Below are 21,927 nucleotides of genomic sequence, written 5' to 3' on the forward strand. Positions count from 1 at the left end.
GCGGCGCGGCGGTGGCTAGGCGGCCAGCGGCGCCGGGATGGGCTGCTTGAGCTTCTGGGCGTAGATGTCGACGTACTCCCGGCCGGAGAGCTCCATCAACTCGTACATGACCTCGTCGGTGACCGCGCGCTCGACGAACCGGTCGCCGGCCAGCCCCGCGTAGCGGGAGAAGTCGAGGGGCGCGCCGAAGCGGACCCGTACCTGGCCGACGCGCGGGAGGAGCCTGCCGGGCGGCTGGAGTTCGTCGGCGTTGAGCATCGCCACCGGCACCACCACCGCACCGCTCTCCAGGGCCAGCCGGGCCACCCCGGTCTTGCCCCGGTAGAGCCGCCCGTCCGGGGAGCGGGTGCCCTCGGGGTAGATGCCGGCCACTCCCTGAGCGCGCAGGACCCGCAACTGGGTGTCCAGGGCGGCGCGGGCTGCCTGACCGCCGGAGCGGTCCACGGGGATCGTGCCGGTGCCGACGAAGAACATCTTCATCAACCGACCCTTGAGCCCTGTACCGGTGAAGTACTCGGCCTTGGCGACGAAGGTGACCCTCCGCGAGACGATCAACGGGATGAAGATCGAGTCGAAGAAGGAGAGATGGTTGCTCGCCAGGATCACCGGGCCGGTCGCCGGCACGTGGCGCAGGCCCTCCACCCGCGGGCGGAAGATCAGCTTGAGCAGCGGACCGAGGATGACGTACTTCAGCAGCCAGTAGAGCACCGGCGTCCTTCCCGTGGTGGGCCCGCGACAGCGCCGGCCGTCGTCGCCGACGAGCCTACGAAGCGAGCGCTCTCACCACAACGGACGAAACCCGCAGCCGACGCATCGACCCCGCCCACAGGCGCACCAACGTGGCTACTCGCCCCGCCTCTTCTTCCACTGTAGGTATTCGCGGTACCGCTGCTCATCCCGTCTGCGCATGCGCCGGTGCAGCATCCGCGAGGCGACCAGGAGCACCGCGCCACCGCCCAGCATCAGGAAGCCGAGGGTACGGTCGCCGGGCTGCACCGGGCCCACGCTGAACAGGACCCCCAGGAGGGTCGAGCCCAGGCCCAGATAGAGGGCGATCCCCGGTGGGGTCTGCCGGTATTCGAGGTGGTGACGGTCGGCGAAGGTCTGGAACCGCGGCGGGAGGTCCACCTCTTCGTATTCACCAGTAGCCACGTGGGCGGCTCCGCTCTCGATCGCTGGCAGTTCAGCAGGACGGCGCTCGGCGTGTCGCGTCGCCCCGCTGCCAACGATCACCGAGATCGCACGTGTCGCGCAAGAACGGACAAAGGAGCCCTGCCGCGACCTGCGGGAGGAGCCGTGACTTTGGAAGACGCGACACAACGCACTCCCGGAACCATGCCCTGACGTGTCACGATTCAGAGCACGGCGTGCGGACGGGCGTCGAAGGGCAGCGGTGGCCGCGCCGGAAGGCGCGTTAAGGGGGATGTCCGGGTGTCAGCGGGTGGGGCCCGCCGGGGACGGCGGGACAACGGGCTCGACGCGAACGAGTACGCCGTCGTCGGCGACGTCGATCCGCGCGTTGGTGAGCACCTGCTCGACGTGCTGGCCGCCGGTGGGATCGCCGCCTACCTCCAGCCCTCCGCCGACCTCAACCCGGTCACCCGCACCACGACCGTGCCGGCCCGGCCGGTCGACCGGCTCTACGTCGACCGCTCGCACCTGACCACCGCACGGGACTACCTGACCCAACTCGCCGACGAGACCGCCGTGGAGCAGCCGCCGGCCCGCGACGAACCGGACATCGACGCCGAGTGGGCGCGGATCGTGGAGGGCTTCCACACCACCTCCGCGCCCGGTGACCACCCGTGGCCCGCCTCCGAGGACGTGGACGAACGGGACACCCGGGACGAGTCGACCCCCGGGTCGTTGACCCGCTCCAACACGGACGAGCCCGGTCCGACCGCCACCGATGTTCGCCGACTCCCGTCCGCCACCGACATCTCCGGGATCTCCGTGGGGCGCGGCACCCGACCGGACGAGCCCTCGCTGCTGGACGGGCTGGACACCTTCGGCGCCGACCTGCCCGACGACGATGACGACGAGGGCTACCACCCGCCGCCACCGCCGCCGCTGCCACGGGTCAGCAAGTACGCGGTGATCGGCGTGCTCGGGGTGGTCGTCGGGTTCGTGCTGTTCCTCTTCCCGTGGCTGCTCCCGATCGACCGCTCGGCGGTCACGCTGTTCGGGTTCACCGGCATCCTGGCCGGTTTCGTCACGTTGGTCTGGCGGCTGCGCCCCGGCGACGAGGACGACGACGACCCGGACAACGGCGCCGTCGTCTGACGTCGGCCCGCATCCCGGGACAGCAGCGCCCCGCCGGTCGCGTAACAGTGGTGTAACTTACTGTCAGTAGGAATACCGCTGTACGTCACTTCCCCCGCTGACTGACCGGTTTTCCCTTGCTCGCGGCGGTCAGTCCTCTGCTGATCGGAATGCCCGAGATGCGACAGAGTTCTCTCGTGGTGGTCGCCAACCGCCTCCCCATCGACGACAATCAGGCGCCCGACGGCGCCTGCGAGTGGCGGCGCAGCCCAGGAGGGCTGGTCAGCGCCCTGCACCCGCTTCTGCGACACACCCCGGCGACCTGGGTCGGCTGGGCCGGTGGCACCGGGCCGGCCCCCTCCCTGCCGGACGTCGACGGCGTGCGGATGCACACCGTCGCGCTCACCCCGGAAGACCTGCGCGACCACTACGAGGGGTTCGCCAACGCCACCCTCTGGCCGCTCTACCACGACTCGGTGGAGCAGCCGCAGCACCACCGTCGGTGGTGGGAGGCGTACCAGCGGGTCAACCAGCGCTTCGCCGAGGCGACAGCGGAGGTGGCCGAGCCGGGCGCGGTGGTCTGGGTGCAGGATTACCACCTGCAACTGGTCCCCGGTCAGCTCCGCGCGCTCCGTCCGGACCTGCGCATCGGGTTCTTCCTGCACGTGCCGTTCCCGCCGCCGGAGCTCTTCATGCAACTGCCCCGCCGGGCGGAACTGCTGCGCGGCATGCTCGGCGCCGACCTGGTCGGCTTCCAGCGCGTGCAGGCGGCGCACAACTTCGCCCAACTGGTGACCCGGGTGCTGGACCTACCCGCCACCGACCGGCGGATCGGCATCGACGACCGGGTCGTCCGCATCGGCGCGTTCCCGGTCTCCATCGACACCGCCGAGATGGCCGCGCTGGCCGACCGCCCGGACGTGGCCGCGCGGGCCCACCGGCTCCGCCAGGACCTCGGCGATCCCCGGCAGGTCATCCTCAGCGTCGACCGGATGGATTACACCAAGGGCATCGAGCAGCGCCTCAAGGCGTACAGCGAGTTGCTCGCCAGCGGCGACGTCAAGGTCCGCGACACGGTGCTCGTGCAGGTCGCCATGCCGAGCCGGGAACGCGTCGGCCAGTACCAGATCCTGCGCGAACGCATCGAACGCGAGGTCGGCCGGATCAACGGCGAGTTCGGCCGGGTCGGCGAGCCGGCGATCCACTACCTCACCCAGCCCTTCGACCGCGCCGAACTGGCCGCGCTCTACCGGGTCGCCGACGTGATGGCGGTGACCCCGCTGCGCGACGGAATGAACCTGGTCGCCAAGGAGTACGTGGCCGCACGGGTCGACGACACCGGCGCCCTGCTGCTCAGCGAGTTCGCCGGCACCGCCGCCGAGCTGTCCCAGGCGTACCTCGTCAACCCGCACGACCTGGAAGGGCTCAAGCAGGGCCTGCGGGCGGCGCTGCGGGCCAGCCCGGCCGACACCACCGAACGGATGCGCGCCATGCGCGCCCACCTGCACCAGCACGACATCCGGGCCTGGGCCCGCTCCTACCTGCGCGCCCTCGACGAGGGCGGTGCCCTGATCAGCCGCCTGACCAGCACCGACCCCGGCTCCGACGGCACCGCGCGGGTGCCCCGGCCGGCCACCCCGACCGGCAGCCCGGCCGTCCACCAGGGCGGCACCTGAGCGCTGTCGGCCCGGCTGCTCAGTGCGCCGCGGGCTCCTTCTCCAACCAGTCCAGGATCGCGTCGATCGGCTCCGCCCACCGCACGTCCACCATCAGGTCGTGGCCCATCCCGGGAAAGAGCAACGGGGCGGACCCGTACCGGCGGGCCACCCGGGTCAACGTCGACGCCGGCACCACCCGGTCGTCCGGGCTGCCCAGCACCAGCACCGGGGGCGCGCCCACGGCCGGCTCCGCCTCCGGGGCGCCCAGCAGCGCCCACTGCGCCCGCCGACCCGCCCGACCGAGGCGTCCGACGTAGCGCCGGGCCTCCTCGTCGGGCAACTCACTACTGAACAACTGCCTCCGGTTGAGCCGCAACGGCCCGCCGAACACCGCCGGCAGCGTCCCGGCGGGGTTGCGGCGCAACGCCGCGCCCAGCAGACCCCAGCCGCCGAAGACCGGCGCCACCAGCACCGCGCCCCGCGCCGGGTAGCGGGCCATCGCGTGCGCCACCACCAGGGCCCCGGCGCCGTGCCCCACCAGCACCGCCTGCCGCGGCAGGCTCGCCGCCACCTGGACCACATCGTGGGCGTACGCCCGCAGCGTCGCCTCCGGGGCCGGCTCGCTGCCACCGTGCCCCCGCAGGCTCACCGCGTACGCCGGGAACCCCCGCGACGCCGCGTGACCCAACCAGTGCTCGGCGAACACCCACGCGCCGTGCCCGAACCCGGGAACGAAGAGCAGCGGCGGACGCCCCTCCTCCAGCTCGGGGATCGCGCTGAGCACCTCCCGCCGGGCCGGCCGGACCGGGCGCGACCACTCCCGGCCCCGCATGATCCGCAGCTCGCTCACTGGTCTGCCTCCCGTTCGCGACGATGCGGCTGGCCGCTCACTTGCCCTCCAGCTCGGTCAGGGCGCGTTGGACGGCGCGCAGATAGTCGGCGTGCCCGACCTCGAACCAGTGCCGGCTGCTCTCCTTGACCGGCCCGGAGTACCGCTCCCCGGCCCGCTCCCGCACCCGGGACGCGAACGCGGCGGCGCGTTCCGGCCGGTCCCGACGGGCCCGCAGCAGCCGGGCGAAGAGCACCGTCTGCCAGTGCGACAGGGTGAACAGACCGGAGTCCGGTTGCAGCAGCCCGGCGACGGCCAGGGTGGGATGCCCCGGGGTGAACGCGTTGAGCCACAACGTGGGGCGACCCGCGCCCGCGCTGTCAGCGAACACCGACGCGTCGAGGAACTCGAAGCGCGGCAGGTAACCGGTGGCGAAGACGACCACCTCGGGATCGATCTCGCGGCCGTCGGCCAGCTCCACCGCGTACGGGTGGAACCGGGCGACGTCCGGCACCGGGCCGATCCCGCCGTGGCCCACGTAGTAGACGAGCTGGCTGTTCGCGATCGGGTGCGTCTCGTACACCCGGTGGTCGGGCTTGGGCAGACCGAAGCGGGTCAGGTCACCGACGGTCAGCCGCAGCGTCCAGTGGTAGAGCCACTGCCGTACCCGCAGCGGCACCCGCAGCGCCAACAGGGTGTCGTTGACCTGGTCGGCGGGGCGACCGAGGACGTACTTCGGCGCGTACCAGTAGCCACGCCGGGTGGAGTGCCAGCAGCGTGACGCCTGCTGGGCGGCCTCGACGGCGATGTCGCAGCCGGTGTTGCCGGCGCCGACCACCAGCACCCGCTTGCCGCGCAGCTGAGCCGGGTCCTTGTAGGACGAGGCGTGCATGACCTCGCCACGGAACTGTTCCAGACCCTCGTAGCGGGGCAGCTTCGGCGACCAGTTGTGCCCGTTGGCGATCACCACGGCGGCGTACCGGGCGGTGCGTTCCGGGCCGTACCCGCCGGTGGAGCGGGTGGTCACGTCCCACCGCTCCCCCTCGACGGGCTGGACCCGGATCACCTCGGTGCCGAACCAGATGTGCGAGCGCAGGTCGAAGTGGTCGGCGTACCGCTCGAAGTACGACAGCACCTGACCGTGGTGCGGATAGTCCGGCCAGGAGTCCGGCATCGGGAAGTCGGGGAACTGGGTGAACGGCTTCGACGAGATCAGGTGGGTGCTGGCGTACACCGGGCTGCGGTCGTGCCGCCAGTTCCAGGCGCCGCCGACGCCTGTCTCCCGCTCGTAGCAGTCCACGCCGAACCCGTGCTCGCGCAGGTTCTTGATGGCGGTCAGCCCGCTGGCCCCGGCCCCGATGACGCAGACCGTGTCGCCCCGGTCGGAGACCGGGCGGCCGTCGCTGTTCGCCGCGGGCGAGGTCGCCTCCGGGTCGGGCCGGCCGTGGTCGGTGGAGGTGGACACCGGGGACATCTCCTTTTGGTACGGCAGGCGTGCCGGTCGCCGCGAAATCCTCTCCACAACCGGGCCGGATGTCTAGTCCTGTAGCGGACGCGTCGACGCGCGGGCCGCGGTCGGAGGTCAGCCGGTGGTGGGCAGGAGCAGGTCGACCAGGACCGGGAAGTGGTCGCTGGCCCGCCGGGTCTGCGGGGTGTCCACCACGTCGTAGTCGACCACGGTGATCCGTGGGTCGACGAAGAGCGCGTCGATGCGTCGGCGCGGGTCGGCGCACGAGTACGTGAGCCGTTCGGCCCGGTCGGCCGCCACCGCGGCGTCGGTCAACCCACGCGACACGGTGGCCCAGGCGGGCCCGTCCGGACCCTCGTTGAGGTCCGCGCCGGCCAGCACCGGGCTGGTCGCCGCGTCCAGGCCACGCTTGAACTCGGCGGCCTGGGAGGGCCGCTCGGCCGGGTCGGTGGACAGATGCGAGCCGGCGAGGGTGAACTGGGCGTCGCCGATCCGGCAGTCGGCGTACGCGGCGCCGCGCAGGTGCCGGCCGGGGGTCAGCGGGAAGCGCTGGCAGCGGGTGCCGCGCACCTGCACCCGCAGGCTGGTCAGCAGCAGGTTGCCCAGGGCGGGCAGCCCACCGGCGGCCACCACCAGACCGAACGACTCGGCCAACGTGGCGGACTTCTGCCGCCACCGGAACCGGCGCGGCCCCTCCTGCACGATCACCACGTCCGGCTTCGCGGCCCGGACCACCGCCGCCAGCGCGGCGGTGTCGTCGCGCTGGCTGTGGATGTTGTACGACACCACGCGCAGCGGCACACCCATCCCGACCCGCCTCAGATCCGGCGGGCCAGGTCGGCCGCGCCGATCACCCCGGCGCTGTTGCCCAGCTCCGCCGGGAGCACCTCGGCCACCGGCAGCCGACCACGCTGGGCGAGCGCGTCGAGGTACGAGCGGCGGGTGGGGCCAAGCAGCAGGTCGCCGGCGTCGATCACGCCGCCGCCGACGACAAGGGTCTGCGGGTCGAGGATCTGCGCCATGTCGGCGAGGCTGGTGCCCAGCCACCGGCCGATCTGGGCGAACGCCTCGGTGGAGACCGGGTCGCCGCCCTGGGCGGCGCTGGTCACCATCGGGCCGGTGATCGCCTCGGCCTCACCGCCGGCCAGCTCCAGCAGGGCGGTGGCCCGGTTGGGCTCCTGCCGGGCGCCGGCCCGGGCGAACCGGACCAGGGCGCTGCCGCTGGCGTACTGCTCGATGCAGCCCAGCCGGCCGCAACCACACTGGTGCCCGTCCGGTACGGCCAGCATGTGGCCCAGCTCTGCGGCGATGCCGTGCGCGCCGCGCATCAGATCGCCGCTGAGGACGATGCCGCCGCCCACACCGGTGCCGATGGTAAACATGATCATCGAGTCGTCGGCGTCGCGGGCCGCGCCGTAGCGGAACTCGGCCCACGCGGCGACGTTCCCGTCGTTCTCCACGATCACGGGCAGACCGACGGCCTCGCTGACGTACTCGCGCAGCGGTTCGTCACGCCAGGCCAGGTTGGGGGCGAAGAGCACCGTCGAACGGCCCGCGTCGATCCAACCGGCCGCGCCGATGCCGACGGCCTCGATGCTCCGCCCGGTGGCCAGCTCGGCGACCAGTTCGATGATGACGTCGCGGGTCTTGGCGACGTCATCGGCGGGAGTGTCCCGTCGGGTCTGCACGAGCACCTGGCCGGTGTCGTCCACGACACCGCCGGCCACCTTCGTGCCACCGACGTCGACTCCGATGGTCAGCGTCACCGCTGCCGCCCCCCTCTGCTGTGCTGTCCGGCCCAGGTTCCGGCCCAGTGCCGGTCCGGGTCGGTAATGTCCCGCGCTCAGGCGCCGTCGCCCGATGCTTCCGCGTCGGCGTCATCGGGCACCCGCGAGGCGGGCACCACGGGACGGGTGGTCGGTGCCGGTACGGTCGCCGACCCGGCCTCGTCGACGGGTGGTACGGCGGCCGGGGCGAGTGGGTCCGCCGTCCGGGTGGCGACCGACCAGACATCCCGCTCCGGCGCCGGCTGAGAATCATGCCCGCTACGGGTGGCATCGCGCCACACGTGGTCGTCGCCGGTCGCCGGGGACGGGGCGCTCGGGGCTGGCTCGGGGGGCACGTCGTCGGTGGTCGCGGCGGGTGTCGGCGACGGCGCGGCGGTCGGTTCGGTAGGCGGCCCGGCGGGGCCCGGCGCGGACGGTTCCGCCGGGGAGAACGCGCGGAGCAGGCTGGCCACGCCCGCGGCGAGGTCACCGGCACCGGTCGCGAGGCGTTCGGCGAATTCCGGACTCGGGTCCCGCAACGCGGCGATGCCCCGACAGACCGGGCAGACGCAGCATTCGGCCGAACCGGTGGCGAAAGCACCACCGGCGCCGGAGCGTCCGTCGGGCCCCGCGCTGTGACCGAGGACACCGGACACCATCGCACCCAGCGAGCCGAACGCGCCGCCCGCCGAGCCGGCGGAGGCCAGTCGCGCCCCCGCCAGCAGGGTGGCGACCAGCCGCTCCGCCTCTTCCCGGGCCGAACCCGGATCCGTTCCGCCCACCGTCGGCTCCTCTACCGTGCCACCGGACACGTCACTGCGCCGCACCGGTTGCTTCTACCCGGCGCTTGAGCTGCTTCAACGCGGTGTCCATGATCATTTTTTCGGCTTTGCGCCGAAACATCCCGAGCATTCCGACCGACAGTTCGACCTCCAGCGTGTAGGTCACCGTGGTGCTGCCGTCCGGGTTGCCCACCAGGTCGTACGAACCGTGCTGGACCTTCTGCATCTTCGAGGGGGCGACCAGGTGCCACTCGATCCGGGACAGGTCCTCGGCGTACTCGTAGGCGAGCACGTATTCGTCGGCCATCACCCCGGCGTCGATGGTGAAACGCACCTGACTGGCGTACCCGTCCTCGTACTCCTCGACGACCTCGGCGCGACGCACCGCGTCGGTCCACTCCGGGTAGCGCGCGAAGTCGCAAATGACCGCCGTCACCCGATCCGGTACGGCGCCGATGATGATCGACTGGGTGGAGGAGTCCGCCATGGGGGGAGGCTACCCGGCGAGTACCGCCTGCCACGCCGCGCCGCCCCCGGCGCTCGGCAGGACCCATACCCGCTGGCCGTTAGCAGGGTGCCCTTCCTCACGGGGTAGGTTTCGACACAACCGACGGCCACCGTGGCGTCCGACACGGCCAGTGCGAGCACGAAGGAGTGCAGGTGCGCGAGTTCTCCGTTCCCCCGATCGTCACCGTTGGCGACGCGGCCAACCTCACCGATCCGGTCTGGGACAACGCCGAAGTCGCGCCCGACACCGTCCAGTTCGCCCGCCCCGTCCCGAGCGAGAACGGCACGGTCACCGCCTGGACCGACGTCACCTGCCTCCAGTTCCGCGACGAGGTCACCGCCGTGGCCCGCGGGCTGATCGCCGCCGGCATCGAGCCAGGCGTCCGGGTCGGGCTGATGAGCCGCACCCGCTACGAGTGGACCCTGCTGGACTACGCCATCTGGGCCGTCGGCGCGGTGACCGTGCCGATCTACGAGACGTCCAGCGCCGAGCAGGCCGCGTGGATCCTCGAGGACTCCAACGCGGTCGCCGTCGTGGTCGAGACCGAGGCGCACGCCGCCCTGGTCGCCGGGGTCCGGCACCGGCTGCCCGAGTTGGGCCAGGTCTGGCAGATCGACGGCGGCGGCGTCGACGAGCTGGTCACCACCGGCGCCGCAGTCGAGCTGGCCGAGGTCGAGCGGCGGCGCAAGGCCGTCCGCGCCGACGACCTCGCGACGATCATCTACACCAGCGGCACCACCGGCCGACCCAAGGGCTGCGTGCTCAGCCACCGCAACATGTACGCCGACATCGCCAACGCGGTGCCGGTGCTGCCGAACCTGTTCAATGCCGGCGCGAGCACCCTGCTCTTCCTTCCGCTGGCGCACGCGTTCGCCCGCCTCATCCAGATCGGCGTCGTACAGGCGCGTGCCACCATGGCGCACTGCGCCGACACCAAGAACCTGGTCGCCGAGCTGCAGGCGTTCCGGCCGACCTTCGTGCTCTCCGTACCCCGGGTGTTCGAGAAGGTCTACAACGCCGCCAAGCAGAAGGCCGAGGCGGACGGCAAGGGCGGCATCTTCGCCCGCGCAGAGCAGGTCGCCATCGCGTACAGCGAGGCGCTGGAGACCCCGGGCGGACCCGGTCTGGCACTGCGCGCCCAGCACGTGGTCTTCGACCGGCTGGTCTACCGCAAGCTGCGCGCCGCGCTCGGCGGACGGTGCCGGGACGCGATCTCCGGCGGCGCGCCACTCGGCGCCCGGCTCGGCCACTTCTTCCGCGGTATCGGCGTGACGGTCCTGGAGGGCTACGGCCTCACCGAGACCTCGCCCGCCGCCGCCGCGAACCTGCCCACCGGCACCCGGATCGGCACCGTCGGCCGCCCGCTGCCCGGCGTGACCATCCGCATCGAGGACGACGGCGAGATCCTGATCTCCGGCGAGCTGATCTTCCAGGGCTACTGGCGCAACGAGACGGCGACCGCCGAGACGATCAGTGCCGACGGCTGGTTCCGCACCGGCGACCTGGGCAACCTCGACTCGGACGGCTACCTGAGCATCACCGGCCGCAAGAAGGAACTGATCGTCACCGCCGGCGGCAAGAACGTCGCCCCGGCGGTGCTGGAGGACCTGGTCCGGGCGCACCCGTTGATCAGCCAGTGTGTCGTGGTGGGTGACGGGAAGCCGTTCATCGCGGCGCTCGTCACCATCGACGAGGAGGCGCTGCCGGCCTGGCTGGAGAGCACCGGGCTGCCCCGCGACACCCCCGTCGAGCAACTGCGCGAGCACGACGGGCTCCGCAAGGAGATCCAGACCGCGATCGATGTCGCCAACCAGGCCGTGTCGAAGGCCGAAGCGATCAAGGTGTTCCGGGTCCTGCCCCAGGACTTCACCGAGACGACCGGCGAGCTGACCCCGTCGCTCAAGGTCAAGCGCCAGGTTGTCCACAAGACGTACGCGGCGGAGATCGCCGATATCTACCGAGGCTGACTACCATCCGTCACGTGCCCGCATCCACAGTCACCGCACCGCACCCGCATCCCCTCGCCGCGGCCGCCCGCCTGGTGATGCTGGCGCTGATCGCCGTCCTGACCCTGTTCGCCACCCGCGACGTCGCCCAGCTGTGGTGGATCGTGTTGCTGGCGGTGGCCGGGCTGCCGTCGCTGCTGGCACCGCAGCACCGGCTGGTCGGCCCGGTGAGCCGGGTGGCCGAGGTGGTGGTGCTGGGGCTGGCCGCGAGCCACGTCGCCGCGGTGGCGTCCATCGGCGGCACCGTCGACGGCCTGGGCGCGTCCGCGGTGCTGCCCTACCTGGCCGTCCCGGTGACCGTCACCGCGCTGCGCCGCCGCTTCCCCGAGGGCGCCGCCCTGCTCGTGGTCACCGCCGTCACCCTGCTGGTCAGCGGCGCGCTGACCCGGGTCGACGGTGGGTCTCAGCTCGGCCAGCCGGGTTACCTCGCGGTCTGCGCGCAGTGGCTGATCCTGGCGGTGCTGGGGCTCTACGCCGCCGGCACGCTGCACCGGGTGATGGCGGTCCGCGGCGAGGGCAAACCCCAGCCGTACGCCGAGGCCACCCGGCTGCTGACCCAGCTGCGGACGGTGGCCCGGCAACTGCCCGGGGCGACTCTGGACCCCGGTGGCATCTCGGAGCACCTGCTGGAGGAGCTGCGGACGGTGGCCCGCGCGGACCGGGGCGCGGTGCTGTCGGCCAGCGGCGGCGGCCGGCTCGTGGTGCTCGCCCAGGCCGGCGTCGACCGGGTGGACTGGGAGACGACGCTGGACGCCGACTCGGCGATCGCCGACGCCTGGGCCACCCAGCAGGCCACCACCGCCGCCCGGTCCCAGTCCCGCTCGCACCGCGGCGGCGACGTGTCCGCGCTGATCATTCCGCTGGTCGCCGGGGTGCGCACGGTGGGGCTGGTGGTGCTGGAGGCCGACGCCGCGCAGGCGTACCCGCCGCCGGTGGTGTCCCGGGTGACCGCGCTGACCCGCCCGGCCGCGCTGCGGCTGGAGGCGGCGCTGCTCTTCGACGAGGTGCGCTCGCTGGCCACCAACGAGGAGCGGCAGCGGCTGGCCCGGGAGATCCACGACGGGGTGGCGCAGGAGCTGGTGATGGTCGGCTACGGCATCGACAACGCCCTGGCCACCGTCTTCGACGACGCCGACGAGACCGCCGAGGCCCTGCGGACGCTGCGCGGCGAGGTGACCCGGGTGATCCAGGAACTGCGGCTGAGCCTCTTCGAGCTGCGCAGCGAGGTGGACCGGCAGGGCGGGTTGGCCGCGGCGATCGCGGAGTACGCGCGCACCGTCGGCGCGTCCGGCGGGCTGCGGGTGCACCTCTCGCTGGACGAGTCCACCGCCCGGCTCCCGGCCGCCACCGAGGCCGAGTTGCTGCGCATCGCGCAGGAGGCGGTGACCAACGCGCGCAAGCACGCCGGGGCGTCGAATTTGTGGGTCACCTGTGAGGTCGACCCCCCGTACGCGCAAATAGAAGTGTCGGATGACGGTCAGGGGATGGCTGACCAGCGCCCCGACGGGCGGTACGGTCTTGCGATCATGGCCGAGAGGGCGGAACGTATCCGGGGCCGGTTGGAGATCAGGCCACGGCAACCCAGCGGCACGACCGTGGCGGTGGTTCTCGGCACCTCGGCCCGGCGCGATAACGTGCGCGGCAGCGCAGCACCAGAAGGGGAGTAACCCGAGGATGACCACAAGTCCGATACCGGCCACCCGTACCAAGGTCCTCCTTGTCGACGATCATGACCTGATTCGCAAGGGTTTGCGGCACGCCTTCGAGCGCGACCGCCAGTTCGAGGTCGTCGGTGAGGCGGCCACGGCGGCAGAAGGAGTACGTCAGGCCGGCGCGTTGCAGCCGGACGTGGTGATCATGGATCTGCGGCTGCCCGACGGCAGTGGCCTGGAGGCCACCCGCGCGCTGCGCAAGTCCAGCGCGTCGATGGGCATCGTGGTGCTGACCATGTACGCCGGCGACGATCAGCTCTTCGGCGCCCTGGAGGCCGGCGCGAGCGCCTTCGTGCCGAAGACCGCCCCGGCCGACGAGGTGGTGGCCGCCGCCCGGCACGCCGCCTCCTCCCCCAGCGCGTTCACCGCCGCCGACCTGGCCGAGGCGATGAAGCGCCGGCTCGCACCGTCCGGCCCGCAGTTGTCTCCACGGGAGGGGCAGGTGCTGCGGCTGCTCGCCGACGGGATGAGCGTGGCGGGCATCGCCAAGCAGCTGTTCGTCAGCGAGTCCACGGCGAAGACGCACATCTCCAAGCTCTACGAGAAGCTCGGCGCGGCCAACCGCGCTCAGGCCCTCATGACCGCACTCCGGCTCGGCCTGCTCGAGGCACCGGACGCGCCCAAGTTCTGACCTGCCGCCCGCTCGTCGAGCGGGACGTCGCGACCGACGGTCCGCGCCAGCTTCCCGGCCGGCGCGGACCGTCGCGCATCGACCGACGTCGGCGGAGAACCTCGGGCGCGCTATGGTCTGGCGTGCGTGGCGGGTGCACAATACCCGCGCGGGCGACGACGCCCGCGTCGCGGATTCGAGGGGTGAAACGCATGCAGCGGCCGGACTGGGCACCCGACACCATCGACATCGAGCGCCCGAGCGTCGCGCGGATGTACGACTACTACCTCGGTGGCTCGCACAACTTCGCCGCTGACCGGGCCGCAGCGCAGGCGATGGTCGCCGCGGTGCCGGAGGCGCCGCTGATGGCCCAGGCGAACCGGGCGTTTCTGCGCCGGGCCGTGCACCATCTCGCCGAGGCCGGGGTCCGGCAGTTCCTGGACATCGGCTCGGGCATCCCGACCGTCGGCAACGTGCACGAGATCGCCCAGCAACTCGACCCGCGGTCGCGAGTGGTCTATGTGGACGTCGACCCGGTGGCGGTGGCGCACAGCCGTGAGATCCTCGCCGGCAACGAGCAGGCCACTGTGGTGCAGGAGGACCTGCGCCACCCGGAGGCGATCCTGGCCCACCCGGACGTCCGCAAGCTGCTCGACCTGAGCCAACCGGTGGCCGTGATGGTCGTGGCCGTCCTGCACTTCGTCTCCGACGACGACCGACCGGCCGACCTGCTGCGGACGCTGCGCGACGCGTTGGCGCCCGGTAGCTACCTGGTGTTGTCGCAGGCCAGCGACGACGGACGCAGCGAGGACGAACGCGCCGAGGCGGAGCGGGTCTACCGGCGCACCGACAGCCCGCTGTGGGTGCGCAGCCGCGCCGAGCTGACCGCGCTCTTCGACGGTTTCGAGCTGCTCGACCCCGGCGTGGTCTGGGTGCCCCAGTGGCGACCGGACACCCCGGAGAGCGCGGAGGACGCCGAGCGCGCGGTCTTCATGGGCGGCGTCGGGCGCCTCGGTGGCTGAGTCGCCGGGGGCGACGCCCGGTCCGGGCACGTTCGCCCGGGCCTGGGCGAAGGCGGTCTCCGGCACCAGCTACCTCCCGATGACCCAGGCCCAGTTGGAGTCCCTGCTGGACCGGCTCACCGGGGAACTGGCCGGCGCGTTGCTCACCGAGCCGTTCGACCTGCGGGCCGGGCACCGGGTCGGCGCCGAGTTGGTGGCCGCGCACATCGCGTCCGCCGAAGGGCTGGGCCGTACCGTCGAGGTCATCCAGCTCCGCCTGGTGCGCGACCTGGGGTTGGTGGCCGAGGACGTCGAGGACCGGATGGCCCGGCTGCTGGCGGCCGTGGCGACCGGCTACGCTCGCGCGCTGCGCGACCGGACACTCGACGAGCAGGAGTCGATCCGCCGCGCCGCGATGCGGGCCCGCACCCAGGCCGAGCGTGCACTGCGGGCCAGTGAGGCCCGGTTCCGCCATCAGGCCACCCACGACCCGCTCACCGGCCTGCCCAACCGGACGCTGTTCACCGAACGGCTCGCCGCCGCGATCAACGAGCCGGGCCGGGGCGCGCAGCGGGTCGGGGTGTGCTTCCTGGACCTGGACCGTTTCAAGGTCGTCAACGACACCCTGGGGCACCAGATCGGTGACCTGCTGCTGGCCACGGTGGCGGAGCGGCTGAGCAAGGCCATCGGTGAGCACCTGGTGGCCCGGCTCGGCGGCGACGAGTTCGTCATCCTGGTGGAACGCACCGGCGGCACCGACGACATGGTCGCGGTGGCCGAGGCGGCGCTCGCCGCGGTGCGCACACCGGCGCTGGTGGACGGGCACGAGCTGCAGATCTCGGCGAGCATCGGCATCGTCGAACGCCAGGTGGCCGGAGCCAACCCCACGGACCTCATGCGCGCCGCCGACAGCACCCTGCACTGGGCGAAGTCCGCCGGTGGGGCGCGCTGGGCCCTCTACGACGCCGAGCGCAACCAACGGGAACTGGCCCGGTACGCGCTCTCCGCGGCCATCCCGGCGGCCTTGGAGCGGGGCGAGTTCTACCTTGACTACCAGCCGTTGACCTCACTGCGCGACGGCAGCCTCGTCGGCGTGGAGGCGCTGGTCCGCTGGCGACACCCCGAGCTGGGGGTGCTGCGCCCGGACAGCTTCATCGGGTTGGCCGAGGAGACCGGCCTGATCGTCCAGTTGGGCGGGTGGGTGCTGGCCGAGGCGTGCCGCGAGGCCGAGGCGTGGTCGGCCGGGGGTGCCGCCGCGCCGTTCGTCAGCGTCAACCTGGCGGTACGGCAGGTGCACCGGCCGGGGTTGGTGCAGGAGGTCCGCACCCTCCTGCGGCAGACCGGCCTGCCCCCGGAACGGCTCCAGCTGGAGATCACCGAGAGCACCATGATGAGCACCGCCGAGGAGCCGGTACGCGCCCTGCGGGTCCTCGCCGACCTCGGGGTACGCATCGCCATCGACGACTTCGGCACCGGCTACAGCAACCTGGCGTACCTGCGGGACCTGCCGGTCACGGAACTGAAGGTGGCCGGCGAGTTCGTGGCCGGCCTACGGTCGTCCTCCGTCGGCCGCACCGACGAGCGGATCCTCGCCTCGCTGGTCTCGCTGGCGCACGCGCTGGACCTGACCGTCACCGCCGAAGGGGTGGAGACCGCCGGGCAGGCCGAACGGTTGCGCGCGATCGGCTGCGACGCCGCCCAGGGCTGGCACTTCGGCCGCCCGGCCCCCGCCGATCGCATCCTGGCCCGCATCCGCTGACCCTCGGGCCCGCCCACGCCCCAACCGTTCCCGCCCACTCCCGGCTCACCCCGACGTCACGAAACCCGCAGTGGAGCAGCCGTGGGGTCGAGCGGACAGCGCGGGGCCGGACACCGTTGAGGCTGATGTCTGTGAGTCATCTCGATGACTCACAGACATCACGCTGATCCCGGAAAGGCATCGGCAGTCACCGAGACACGCCTGCTTGAGCCAACCCACCGTCGAGGTAGACACTGTCTACCTCGGATGGTAGACAGTGTCTATGGACGCCGACGAGACCGGGCTGCGGGCGCGACTGGTGGCCGCCGGGGTGGACCTGGTGCTCAGCGAGGGCCAGTCGGCGGTGTCGCTGCGGGAGATCGCCCGCCGCGCCGGGGTCTCGCACGGCGCACCGCGCCGCTACTTCCCCACCCACGTCGACCTGCTCTCGGCCATCGCCCGGGAGGGCTTCGCCGACCTCACCGCACGGGTCGAGCAGACGATGCGCGACGTCGGGCCGGACCCGCGTACCCGATTGACCGCCCTGGCCCGGGCGTACCTGGACTTCGCGGCGGCCCATCGCGGCATGTTCGAGTTGATGTTCCGCCACGACCTGCTGGACAGCGGCCGGCTGCGGCTGCGGGAGACGAGCCTGCCGCTGTTCGCCGTGCTGGTCGACCTGGTGGCGCAGGTGCGCCGCCCCACCGACGCCCCTGCGGCGGTGCTCGCCGGGGCGCTCTGGGCCAACCTGCACGGCATCGCCCAACTCTGGGCCTGGGGCAGCCTGCCGCTGGCCACCGGCGCCACCGACGACGACGCCCTGCTGCGCTCAGCGCTCGACGCCCATCTCGGCCCGCCCTCCACCTAGCCGAACCCGGAGAACCCGTGCCCCTGCTGTACGACCTCACCAAGCTGACCGTCGGCACCACGCTGCGGCTGGGCTGGCGGCCCCGGGTGGAAGGGCTGGAGCATCTGCCCCGGCACGGCGGCGCGATCCTCGCCGGCAACCACCTGTCCGTCGCCGACGAGTTGTTCCTCGTCACCTCGACGCCCCGCCACGTCACCTTCTGGGCGAAGGTCGAGTACTTCACCGGCCGGGGGCCGGGCGGCTGGCTCAACCGGCGGATCGTCGCCGGCATGGGCGCCATCGCGGTCGACCGTACCGACGGCCGGGCCGCCCTGCGCGCCCTGGACGCCGCCATCCCGGTGCTACGCGCCGGCGGCCTGGTCGCCGTCTATCCGGAGGGCACCCGCTCACCGGACGGGCGGCTCTACCGGGGCCGCGTCGGAATGACCCGACTGGCCCGCGACGCCGAGGTGCCGATCATCCCAGTCGGCGTGACCGGCACCGCCGAGGTGCTGCCCGTCGACGCCCGGCTGCCCCGCCGACACCCGGTCACCCTGCGGTTCGGCACGCCGATCCCGGTCGCCGGACGGATCAACAGCCCGCGCGACATCCGGACGGTCACCGACGAGGTGATGGCGGCGATCCAGCAACTCACCGGCCAGGAGTACGTACCGCGTTACGCGCCCGCCCGGGAGAACCCAACCGCCTGAAACCACCCTCGGCCGGCCCCTCCGAACGCAACCAGCAGTGCGCGAATATGCCGCCTGCGGCCCGATTCGCGAGTTCTTTCGCCTCTAACGACCGGGTCCACATTGGAATTGGACCATGGCTAAGATTGACAATCTCACGCCATCACGGGGGTAAATGTGCGTATCTGGAAGGGCGGCCTGGTGGCCGCAACCGTTCTCACTGTCCTATTGGCCAGCGCCGGTGTCAGTTCAGCGGCCGCTAACGTCAGCTACAACGTCTGGACCTGGAATGTGGCGGGCTGGACGATGCACCGCGGATCGACCAACAACGGTCTGATTAACGTGATCTCCGATTCCATCCGAAACCGCTCGACACATCTCGCCGCGCTCAACGAGCTTTGCTGGGGGCAGTACAAGGCGGTTCAGGCGAATCTCCGGGCGTCCAACTGGGGCGAGGACCCGGAAGACTACTCGAGGTTCGAGAGCACCAACGACACCGGCTGCAACGGCGAAAAGTCCGGCATCGCCCTCTTCAGCAAAGCGCCGATGGGCACGGCCAACCGCATCACGTTGCCCGACGACGGCCGGGTGGAGAAGCGAAAGCTGTTGTGCGCACCACTTGAGGCCCGTCCCCACCTTCGGTTCTGCACCACCCACATCACCACGTCGAGCGACGACATCGGGGGAAGTCCGATCAACCAGCAACAACTCGACGCGGTCCGCGCTCACGTGGATGCGTTCAACGCCAACGGCGACACCGTGATCATCGCCGGCGACTTCAACGCCCAGCCCAGCTACAACCGTCTGGACAAGTGGTATGCGCGGTCGGTGAACAACTCGAACAACCCCGACAACGTCGGCGCTCATCGCGAGCTTGACGATCGTGATTCGCGCTGCGTTGGATACGGCGAGAACAGCCAGGACGATGGCACCCCTCCCGGTCCGTGTGGGCCGGGCAAGAAGGTCGATTTGATCTTCGTACGGGAAGACAAGATCGTGGGTGCCTACGACGGCGATTCGCTGAGCATTTCCAACAACTGCGGCGGCGCCTGTTCCGATCATCGAATCGTCATCGGATCGGTAACCGTGACGGTAGCTTCCTGACCCACCAGATTCCACGCAAGGGCGGTAGCAGTGGGGTCTCGTCCACGCCGACGAGGCCCCACTTGACCGGGATGGTGCCGGGGCCTGCTGCCTCCAGGTAACCGTCAGCCGACGAGCAACGCCGCCATGCGGTCCGCCTGCGCCTCCCAGCGCCACTCCCGTTCCACCCAGGCCCGGCCCGCCGCACCCAGTTGGCGAGCCAGGTCCCGGTCGGCGAGCAGCTCGCCGACCCGGTCGGCGAGCTGGCCGACGTCCCGGCCGCGGACGACGTAGCCGGTCTCCCCCTCACGGACCGCGTCCGGTGCGCCTCCGGAGTCACCGGCGACCACCGGCAGGCCGGTGGCGGACGCCTCCAGGTAGACGATGCCCAGCCCTTCGACGTCGAGGCCACGGTTGCGGGTACGGCACGGCATCGCGTAGACGTCACCGGCCGCGTAGTGCGCCGGCAGCTCGACCGACGGCACCGTGCCGGTGAACACCACATCCCGCTCCACACCGGTCTGGCGGGCCAGCTTCTCCAGGGTCGCCCGGTACGGCCCGCCACCGACGATCAGCAGCGCCGCGTCGGGCACCCGGCGGCGGATCTCCGGTAGGGCCCGGATCAGCGTGTCCTGCCCCTTGCGCGGCACCAGCCGGGACACGCAGACGACCACCGGCCGGTCGGTCAACCCGAGCCGCGCCCGGACCTGTTCACCGTCCACGGTCGGGTGGTACATGTCCACGTCGACCCCGGGCGCGAGGCGACGCAGGTCGGTCACCCCGTCCAACACCCGGGCCAACCGGCTACGGGTGTACTCGCCGAGATAGGTGGTCACGTCCACACCCCGGCCGATGCGCCGCAGCGCCGGCCGGGCGGCCGGCACCGCCGCCCAACCGACCTCGTGGCCGTGGGTCTGCGCCACCACCCGCTGGATGCCGGCCCGTCGCCGCAGGCCGGCCGCGAGCAGCCCCAGCGGGGCCGCCGCGCCGAACCACACCGTGTCGCAGTCGTACGCGCGCGCCAACCGGGCCGCCCGGCGGGCGATCAGCGGGGTGGGCAGCAGGACCCGGGTGCGCTCCCGGATCACCTCGAACGGCTGGTCGGCGTCGAACTTCGCGGCCCCGCGCCAGCTCGACGCGTAGACGACCACCGAGCCGGCCGGTTGCCGGACCGCGAGGTTGTGCACGAAGGACTGGATCCCACCCGGGCGGGGCGGGAAGTCGTTGGTGATCAGCAGGGTGCGACTCATCGGCCAGCCTCCCGGGCGTACGCGCGGGCGGCGGCCATCCGCTCCACGGTGGACGGATGCGAGGCCGAGTAGAGGTATTCCCAGCGGGGCGGGTCGGGATCGCCGAGGTTGACCGAGCCGAGCCGGCGCTGCATCGACTCGAAGGACTCCGGGTCGTTGGTGAGCGCGAGCGCGTGGGCGTCGGCCCGCGCCTCCACTCGACGGGACATCAACGCCTGCACCGGAGCGGCGACCAGCCCGGCCACTGTGACCAGGGCGACCAACAGTGGAAACGCGACAGGTTGGGCCACCGAGTCGACGCCGGCCAGCCGCAGCAGTGGACCCCACGAGCCCAACAGGTAGAGCGCCACCACGGCCGCTGCCGCGCCCAACGCCCCGGTCAGCGTGCCGACCGCCACATCGGAATCCTTCGCGTGCCCCAACTCGTGCGCCACGACGGCGGTCACCTCGGCCGGGGTCGCCTCACGCAGCAGCGTGTCGTACACGACCACCCGTCGGGTCGGACCAAGGCCGGAGACGTACGCGTTGACCGCCCGGGTGCGGCGGGAGGCGTCGGCGACCAGCACGTCCCGCACCGGGACCCCGTCGCGGGCGGCCATGCTCATCAGCTCGGTGCGCAACGGGCCCTGCTCCATCGGGGTGAACCGGTTGAACACCGGCTCCACCAGCACCGGCAGCACGAACGACAGCAGCACCACCAGCACGGCGGCGCCGGCCGCGCCGAACGCCCACCACCAGCGCGGCGCGAGCCGGATGACGGCGTAGAAGCCGAACAACGCCACCGCGCCGATCACCGCGCTGACCGCGTACGACTTGAGCAGGTCGACAGCCCAGCCGCTCCAGCCGTTGGTGCTCAACCCGTAGCGGGTGAGAACGCTCTGCCGCCAGGCGGCGAACGGAAGTGTCACGAGGTCGGCGACGAGCATCACCGCCAGCCCGCCGAGCACCGCCTGCGCGGCCCAGTGCCCGCCGAACGGCCGGCCCACCAGCTCGACCAGGCGACTGCCCAGCGGGGTCAACCCGAGCGCGAGGGCGATCAGCAGCCCGACGACGAGCGCGGCGTAGCCGCCGGGGCGCAGTGCGGCCCGGAACTCCCGCCCCTTGGCCACCTGCTCGGCCGGCAGGTCACGCAGCGCGGCGAGCTGGTCGGCGCGGGGCGCCGGTGGACGGTGCCACGGGATGAGCAGCGCGGCCAGCACGACCAGCGCGACGGTCAGCCCGGCCAGGGCCAGCAGCGCCCACCCGCGCGGGGTCACCGCGTCACCGCCCGTTGTACCCCGCTCATCGCGCCGCTCCTCCCGCCGTGACCGCTCATCCTATGGCCCGCGAAAAGCCCGCTTCCGGGCGCGGTGTCGCGCTCAGGCGACCCGGCGGGTGGGGCGGCGGCGAGCGGCCGGTGGGCGGGCGGGCGCGGTCAGCACCTCCACGTCGAAGCCGGCTCGGGCGAGCACCTCGATGGCCTCGACCTCGGCGGCGACCAACCCGGCCGCCGGGGACGTCTCGTCGAACAGGGCGGTCAGCGGGCAGCCGGAACAGCCGTCGGCCCGCCTCGCGCACCCGTCGCAGTCGATGAGCATCACGCCTCCTGATCGGCTCGCGGCACCGGGGCGACTCTCGCCGTCGCCGGCCGAGCACCGTCGGTGACATCGACACTAAACACCGGGTACGACAGGAACCCCGTCCGACCGCCCGTTTCAGGGCTAGATCCACTCCACATC

21 protein-coding genes are annotated in these 21,927 nt (G+C 72.1%); 10 read left to right on the forward strand and 11 right to left on the reverse strand.

The features are described from left to right. Positions 1 to 15: 15 nt before the first annotated feature. A complete protein-coding gene (locus QSK15_RS17745; protein ID WP_285795292.1) occupies positions 16 to 708 on the reverse strand; it encodes a lysophospholipid acyltransferase family protein in 693 nt (230 codons plus the stop codon). Positions 709 to 843: 135 nt separating this feature from the next. Beyond that, positions 844 to 1,152: a hypothetical protein gene (locus QSK15_RS17750; RefSeq protein WP_285795293.1), complete on the reverse strand. Its 309-nt coding sequence runs from the start codon at positions 1,150 to 1,152 to the stop codon at positions 844 to 846. 279 nt (positions 1,153 to 1,431) lie between these two features. Here QSK15_RS17750 and QSK15_RS17755 point away from each other — a divergent pair, with 279 nt between their 5' ends. Together QSK15_RS17755 and QSK15_RS17760 are read left to right on the forward strand one after the other, a co-directional pair. Further along, entirely contained in the window at positions 1,432 to 2,283 is an 852-nt protein-coding gene (locus tag QSK15_RS17755) for a DUF308 domain-containing protein (RefSeq protein ID WP_285795294.1), read from the forward strand. A 158-nt stretch (positions 2,284 to 2,441) separates the two neighbouring features. Continuing rightward, positions 2,442 to 3,938 carry an alpha,alpha-trehalose-phosphate synthase (UDP-forming) gene (locus QSK15_RS17760; RefSeq protein WP_285795646.1) on the forward strand — a complete coding sequence of 499 codons (1,497 nt, stop codon included), beginning with the start codon at positions 2,442 to 2,444 and terminating at the stop codon, positions 3,936 to 3,938. A gap of 19 nt (positions 3,939 to 3,957) precedes the next feature. Here QSK15_RS17760 and QSK15_RS17765 read toward each other — a convergent pair whose 3' ends face one another. From QSK15_RS17765 to QSK15_RS17790, 6 genes are all read right to left on the reverse strand, one after another. Next, positions 3,958 to 4,752, reverse strand: coding sequence for an alpha/beta hydrolase (locus QSK15_RS17765; protein WP_285795647.1), 795 nt, complete (start codon positions 4,750 to 4,752; stop codon positions 3,958 to 3,960). Between the two features lie 55 nt (positions 4,753 to 4,807). After that, entirely contained in the window at positions 4,808 to 6,214 is a 1,407-nt protein-coding gene (locus QSK15_RS17770) for a flavin-containing monooxygenase (RefSeq protein ID WP_285795295.1), read from the reverse strand. A gap of 117 nt (positions 6,215 to 6,331) precedes the next feature. Next, the gene (locus QSK15_RS17775; protein WP_377618316.1) at positions 6,332 to 7,024 is read right to left on the reverse strand and encodes an endonuclease/exonuclease/phosphatase family protein; all 693 of its coding nucleotides are present in this window, start codon (positions 7,022 to 7,024) and stop codon (positions 6,332 to 6,334) included. An 11-nt stretch (positions 7,025 to 7,035) separates the two neighbouring features. After that, a complete protein-coding gene (locus QSK15_RS17780) occupies positions 7,036 to 7,983 on the reverse strand; it encodes an ROK family glucokinase (RefSeq protein WP_285795296.1) in 948 nt (315 codons plus the stop codon). A gap of 77 nt (positions 7,984 to 8,060) precedes the next feature. Beyond that, positions 8,061 to 8,765 (reverse strand): hypothetical protein, encoded by a 705-nt coding sequence (locus tag QSK15_RS17785; protein ID WP_285795297.1) that lies wholly within the window; start codon positions 8,763 to 8,765, stop codon positions 8,061 to 8,063. Positions 8,766 to 8,796: 31 nt separating this feature from the next. Continuing rightward, positions 8,797 to 9,252: an SRPBCC family protein gene (locus QSK15_RS17790; protein WP_285795298.1), complete on the reverse strand. Its 456-nt coding sequence runs from the start codon at positions 9,250 to 9,252 to the stop codon at positions 8,797 to 8,799. Between the two features lie 173 nt (positions 9,253 to 9,425). Here QSK15_RS17790 and QSK15_RS17795 point away from each other — a divergent pair, with 173 nt between their 5' ends. The 8 genes from QSK15_RS17795 (at position 9,426) to QSK15_RS17830 (ending at position 18,980) form a co-directional block, all read left to right on the forward strand. Then, positions 9,426 to 11,240 (forward strand): AMP-dependent synthetase/ligase, encoded by a 1,815-nt coding sequence (locus QSK15_RS17795; RefSeq protein WP_285795299.1) that lies wholly within the window; start codon positions 9,426 to 9,428, stop codon positions 11,238 to 11,240. Positions 11,241 to 11,254: 14 nt separating this feature from the next. After that, on the forward strand, positions 11,255 to 12,946 hold the full coding sequence (locus tag QSK15_RS17800; protein ID WP_030337722.1) for a sensor histidine kinase: 1,692 nt from the start codon (positions 11,255 to 11,257) through the stop codon (positions 12,944 to 12,946). A 7-nt stretch (positions 12,947 to 12,953) separates the two neighbouring features. Next, on the forward strand, positions 12,954 to 13,622 hold the full coding sequence (locus QSK15_RS17805) for a response regulator transcription factor (protein ID WP_030337723.1): 669 nt from the start codon (positions 12,954 to 12,956) through the stop codon (positions 13,620 to 13,622). A 191-nt stretch (positions 13,623 to 13,813) separates the two neighbouring features. After that, positions 13,814 to 14,623: an SAM-dependent methyltransferase gene (locus QSK15_RS17810; RefSeq protein ID WP_285795300.1), complete on the forward strand. Its 810-nt coding sequence runs from the start codon at positions 13,814 to 13,816 to the stop codon at positions 14,621 to 14,623. Between the two features lie 79 nt (positions 14,624 to 14,702). After that, entirely contained in the window at positions 14,703 to 16,361 is a 1,659-nt protein-coding gene (locus tag QSK15_RS17815; RefSeq protein WP_285795649.1) for a putative bifunctional diguanylate cyclase/phosphodiesterase, read from the forward strand. A gap of 262 nt (positions 16,362 to 16,623) precedes the next feature. After that, the gene (locus QSK15_RS17820) at positions 16,624 to 17,208 is read left to right on the forward strand and encodes a TetR/AcrR family transcriptional regulator (protein WP_285795301.1); all 585 of its coding nucleotides are present in this window, start codon (positions 16,624 to 16,626) and stop codon (positions 17,206 to 17,208) included. 17 nt (positions 17,209 to 17,225) lie between these two features. Next, on the forward strand, positions 17,226 to 17,897 hold the full coding sequence (locus tag QSK15_RS17825) for a lysophospholipid acyltransferase family protein (protein ID WP_285795302.1): 672 nt from the start codon (positions 17,226 to 17,228) through the stop codon (positions 17,895 to 17,897). 156 nt (positions 17,898 to 18,053) lie between these two features. Next, positions 18,054 to 18,980: an endonuclease/exonuclease/phosphatase family protein gene (locus tag QSK15_RS17830; RefSeq protein ID WP_285795303.1), complete on the forward strand. Its 927-nt coding sequence runs from the start codon at positions 18,054 to 18,056 to the stop codon at positions 18,978 to 18,980. A 104-nt stretch (positions 18,981 to 19,084) separates the two neighbouring features. On the opposite strand, the gene QSK15_RS17835 is transcribed toward QSK15_RS17830, so the two are convergent. From QSK15_RS17835 to QSK15_RS17845, 3 genes are all read right to left on the reverse strand, one after another. After that, entirely contained in the window at positions 19,085 to 20,209 is a 1,125-nt protein-coding gene (locus QSK15_RS17835) for a glycosyltransferase family 4 protein (RefSeq protein WP_285795304.1), read from the reverse strand. Further along, positions 20,206 to 21,465, reverse strand: coding sequence for a M48 family metallopeptidase (locus QSK15_RS17840; protein WP_285795305.1), 1,260 nt, complete (start codon positions 21,463 to 21,465; stop codon positions 20,206 to 20,208). Before QSK15_RS17840 ends, QSK15_RS17835 begins: the two co-directional genes overlap by 4 nt. A gap of 102 nt (positions 21,466 to 21,567) precedes the next feature. Beyond that, positions 21,568 to 21,786 carry a hypothetical protein gene (locus tag QSK15_RS17845; protein ID WP_285795306.1) on the reverse strand — a complete coding sequence of 73 codons (219 nt, stop codon included), beginning with the start codon at positions 21,784 to 21,786 and terminating at the stop codon, positions 21,568 to 21,570. Positions 21,787 to 21,927 lie beyond the last annotated feature (141 nt).

The organism is Micromonospora sp. NBRC 107095, from assembly GCF_030269705.1.
Taxonomy (GTDB): domain Bacteria; phylum Actinomycetota; class Actinomycetes; order Mycobacteriales; family Micromonosporaceae; genus Micromonospora; species Micromonospora parva.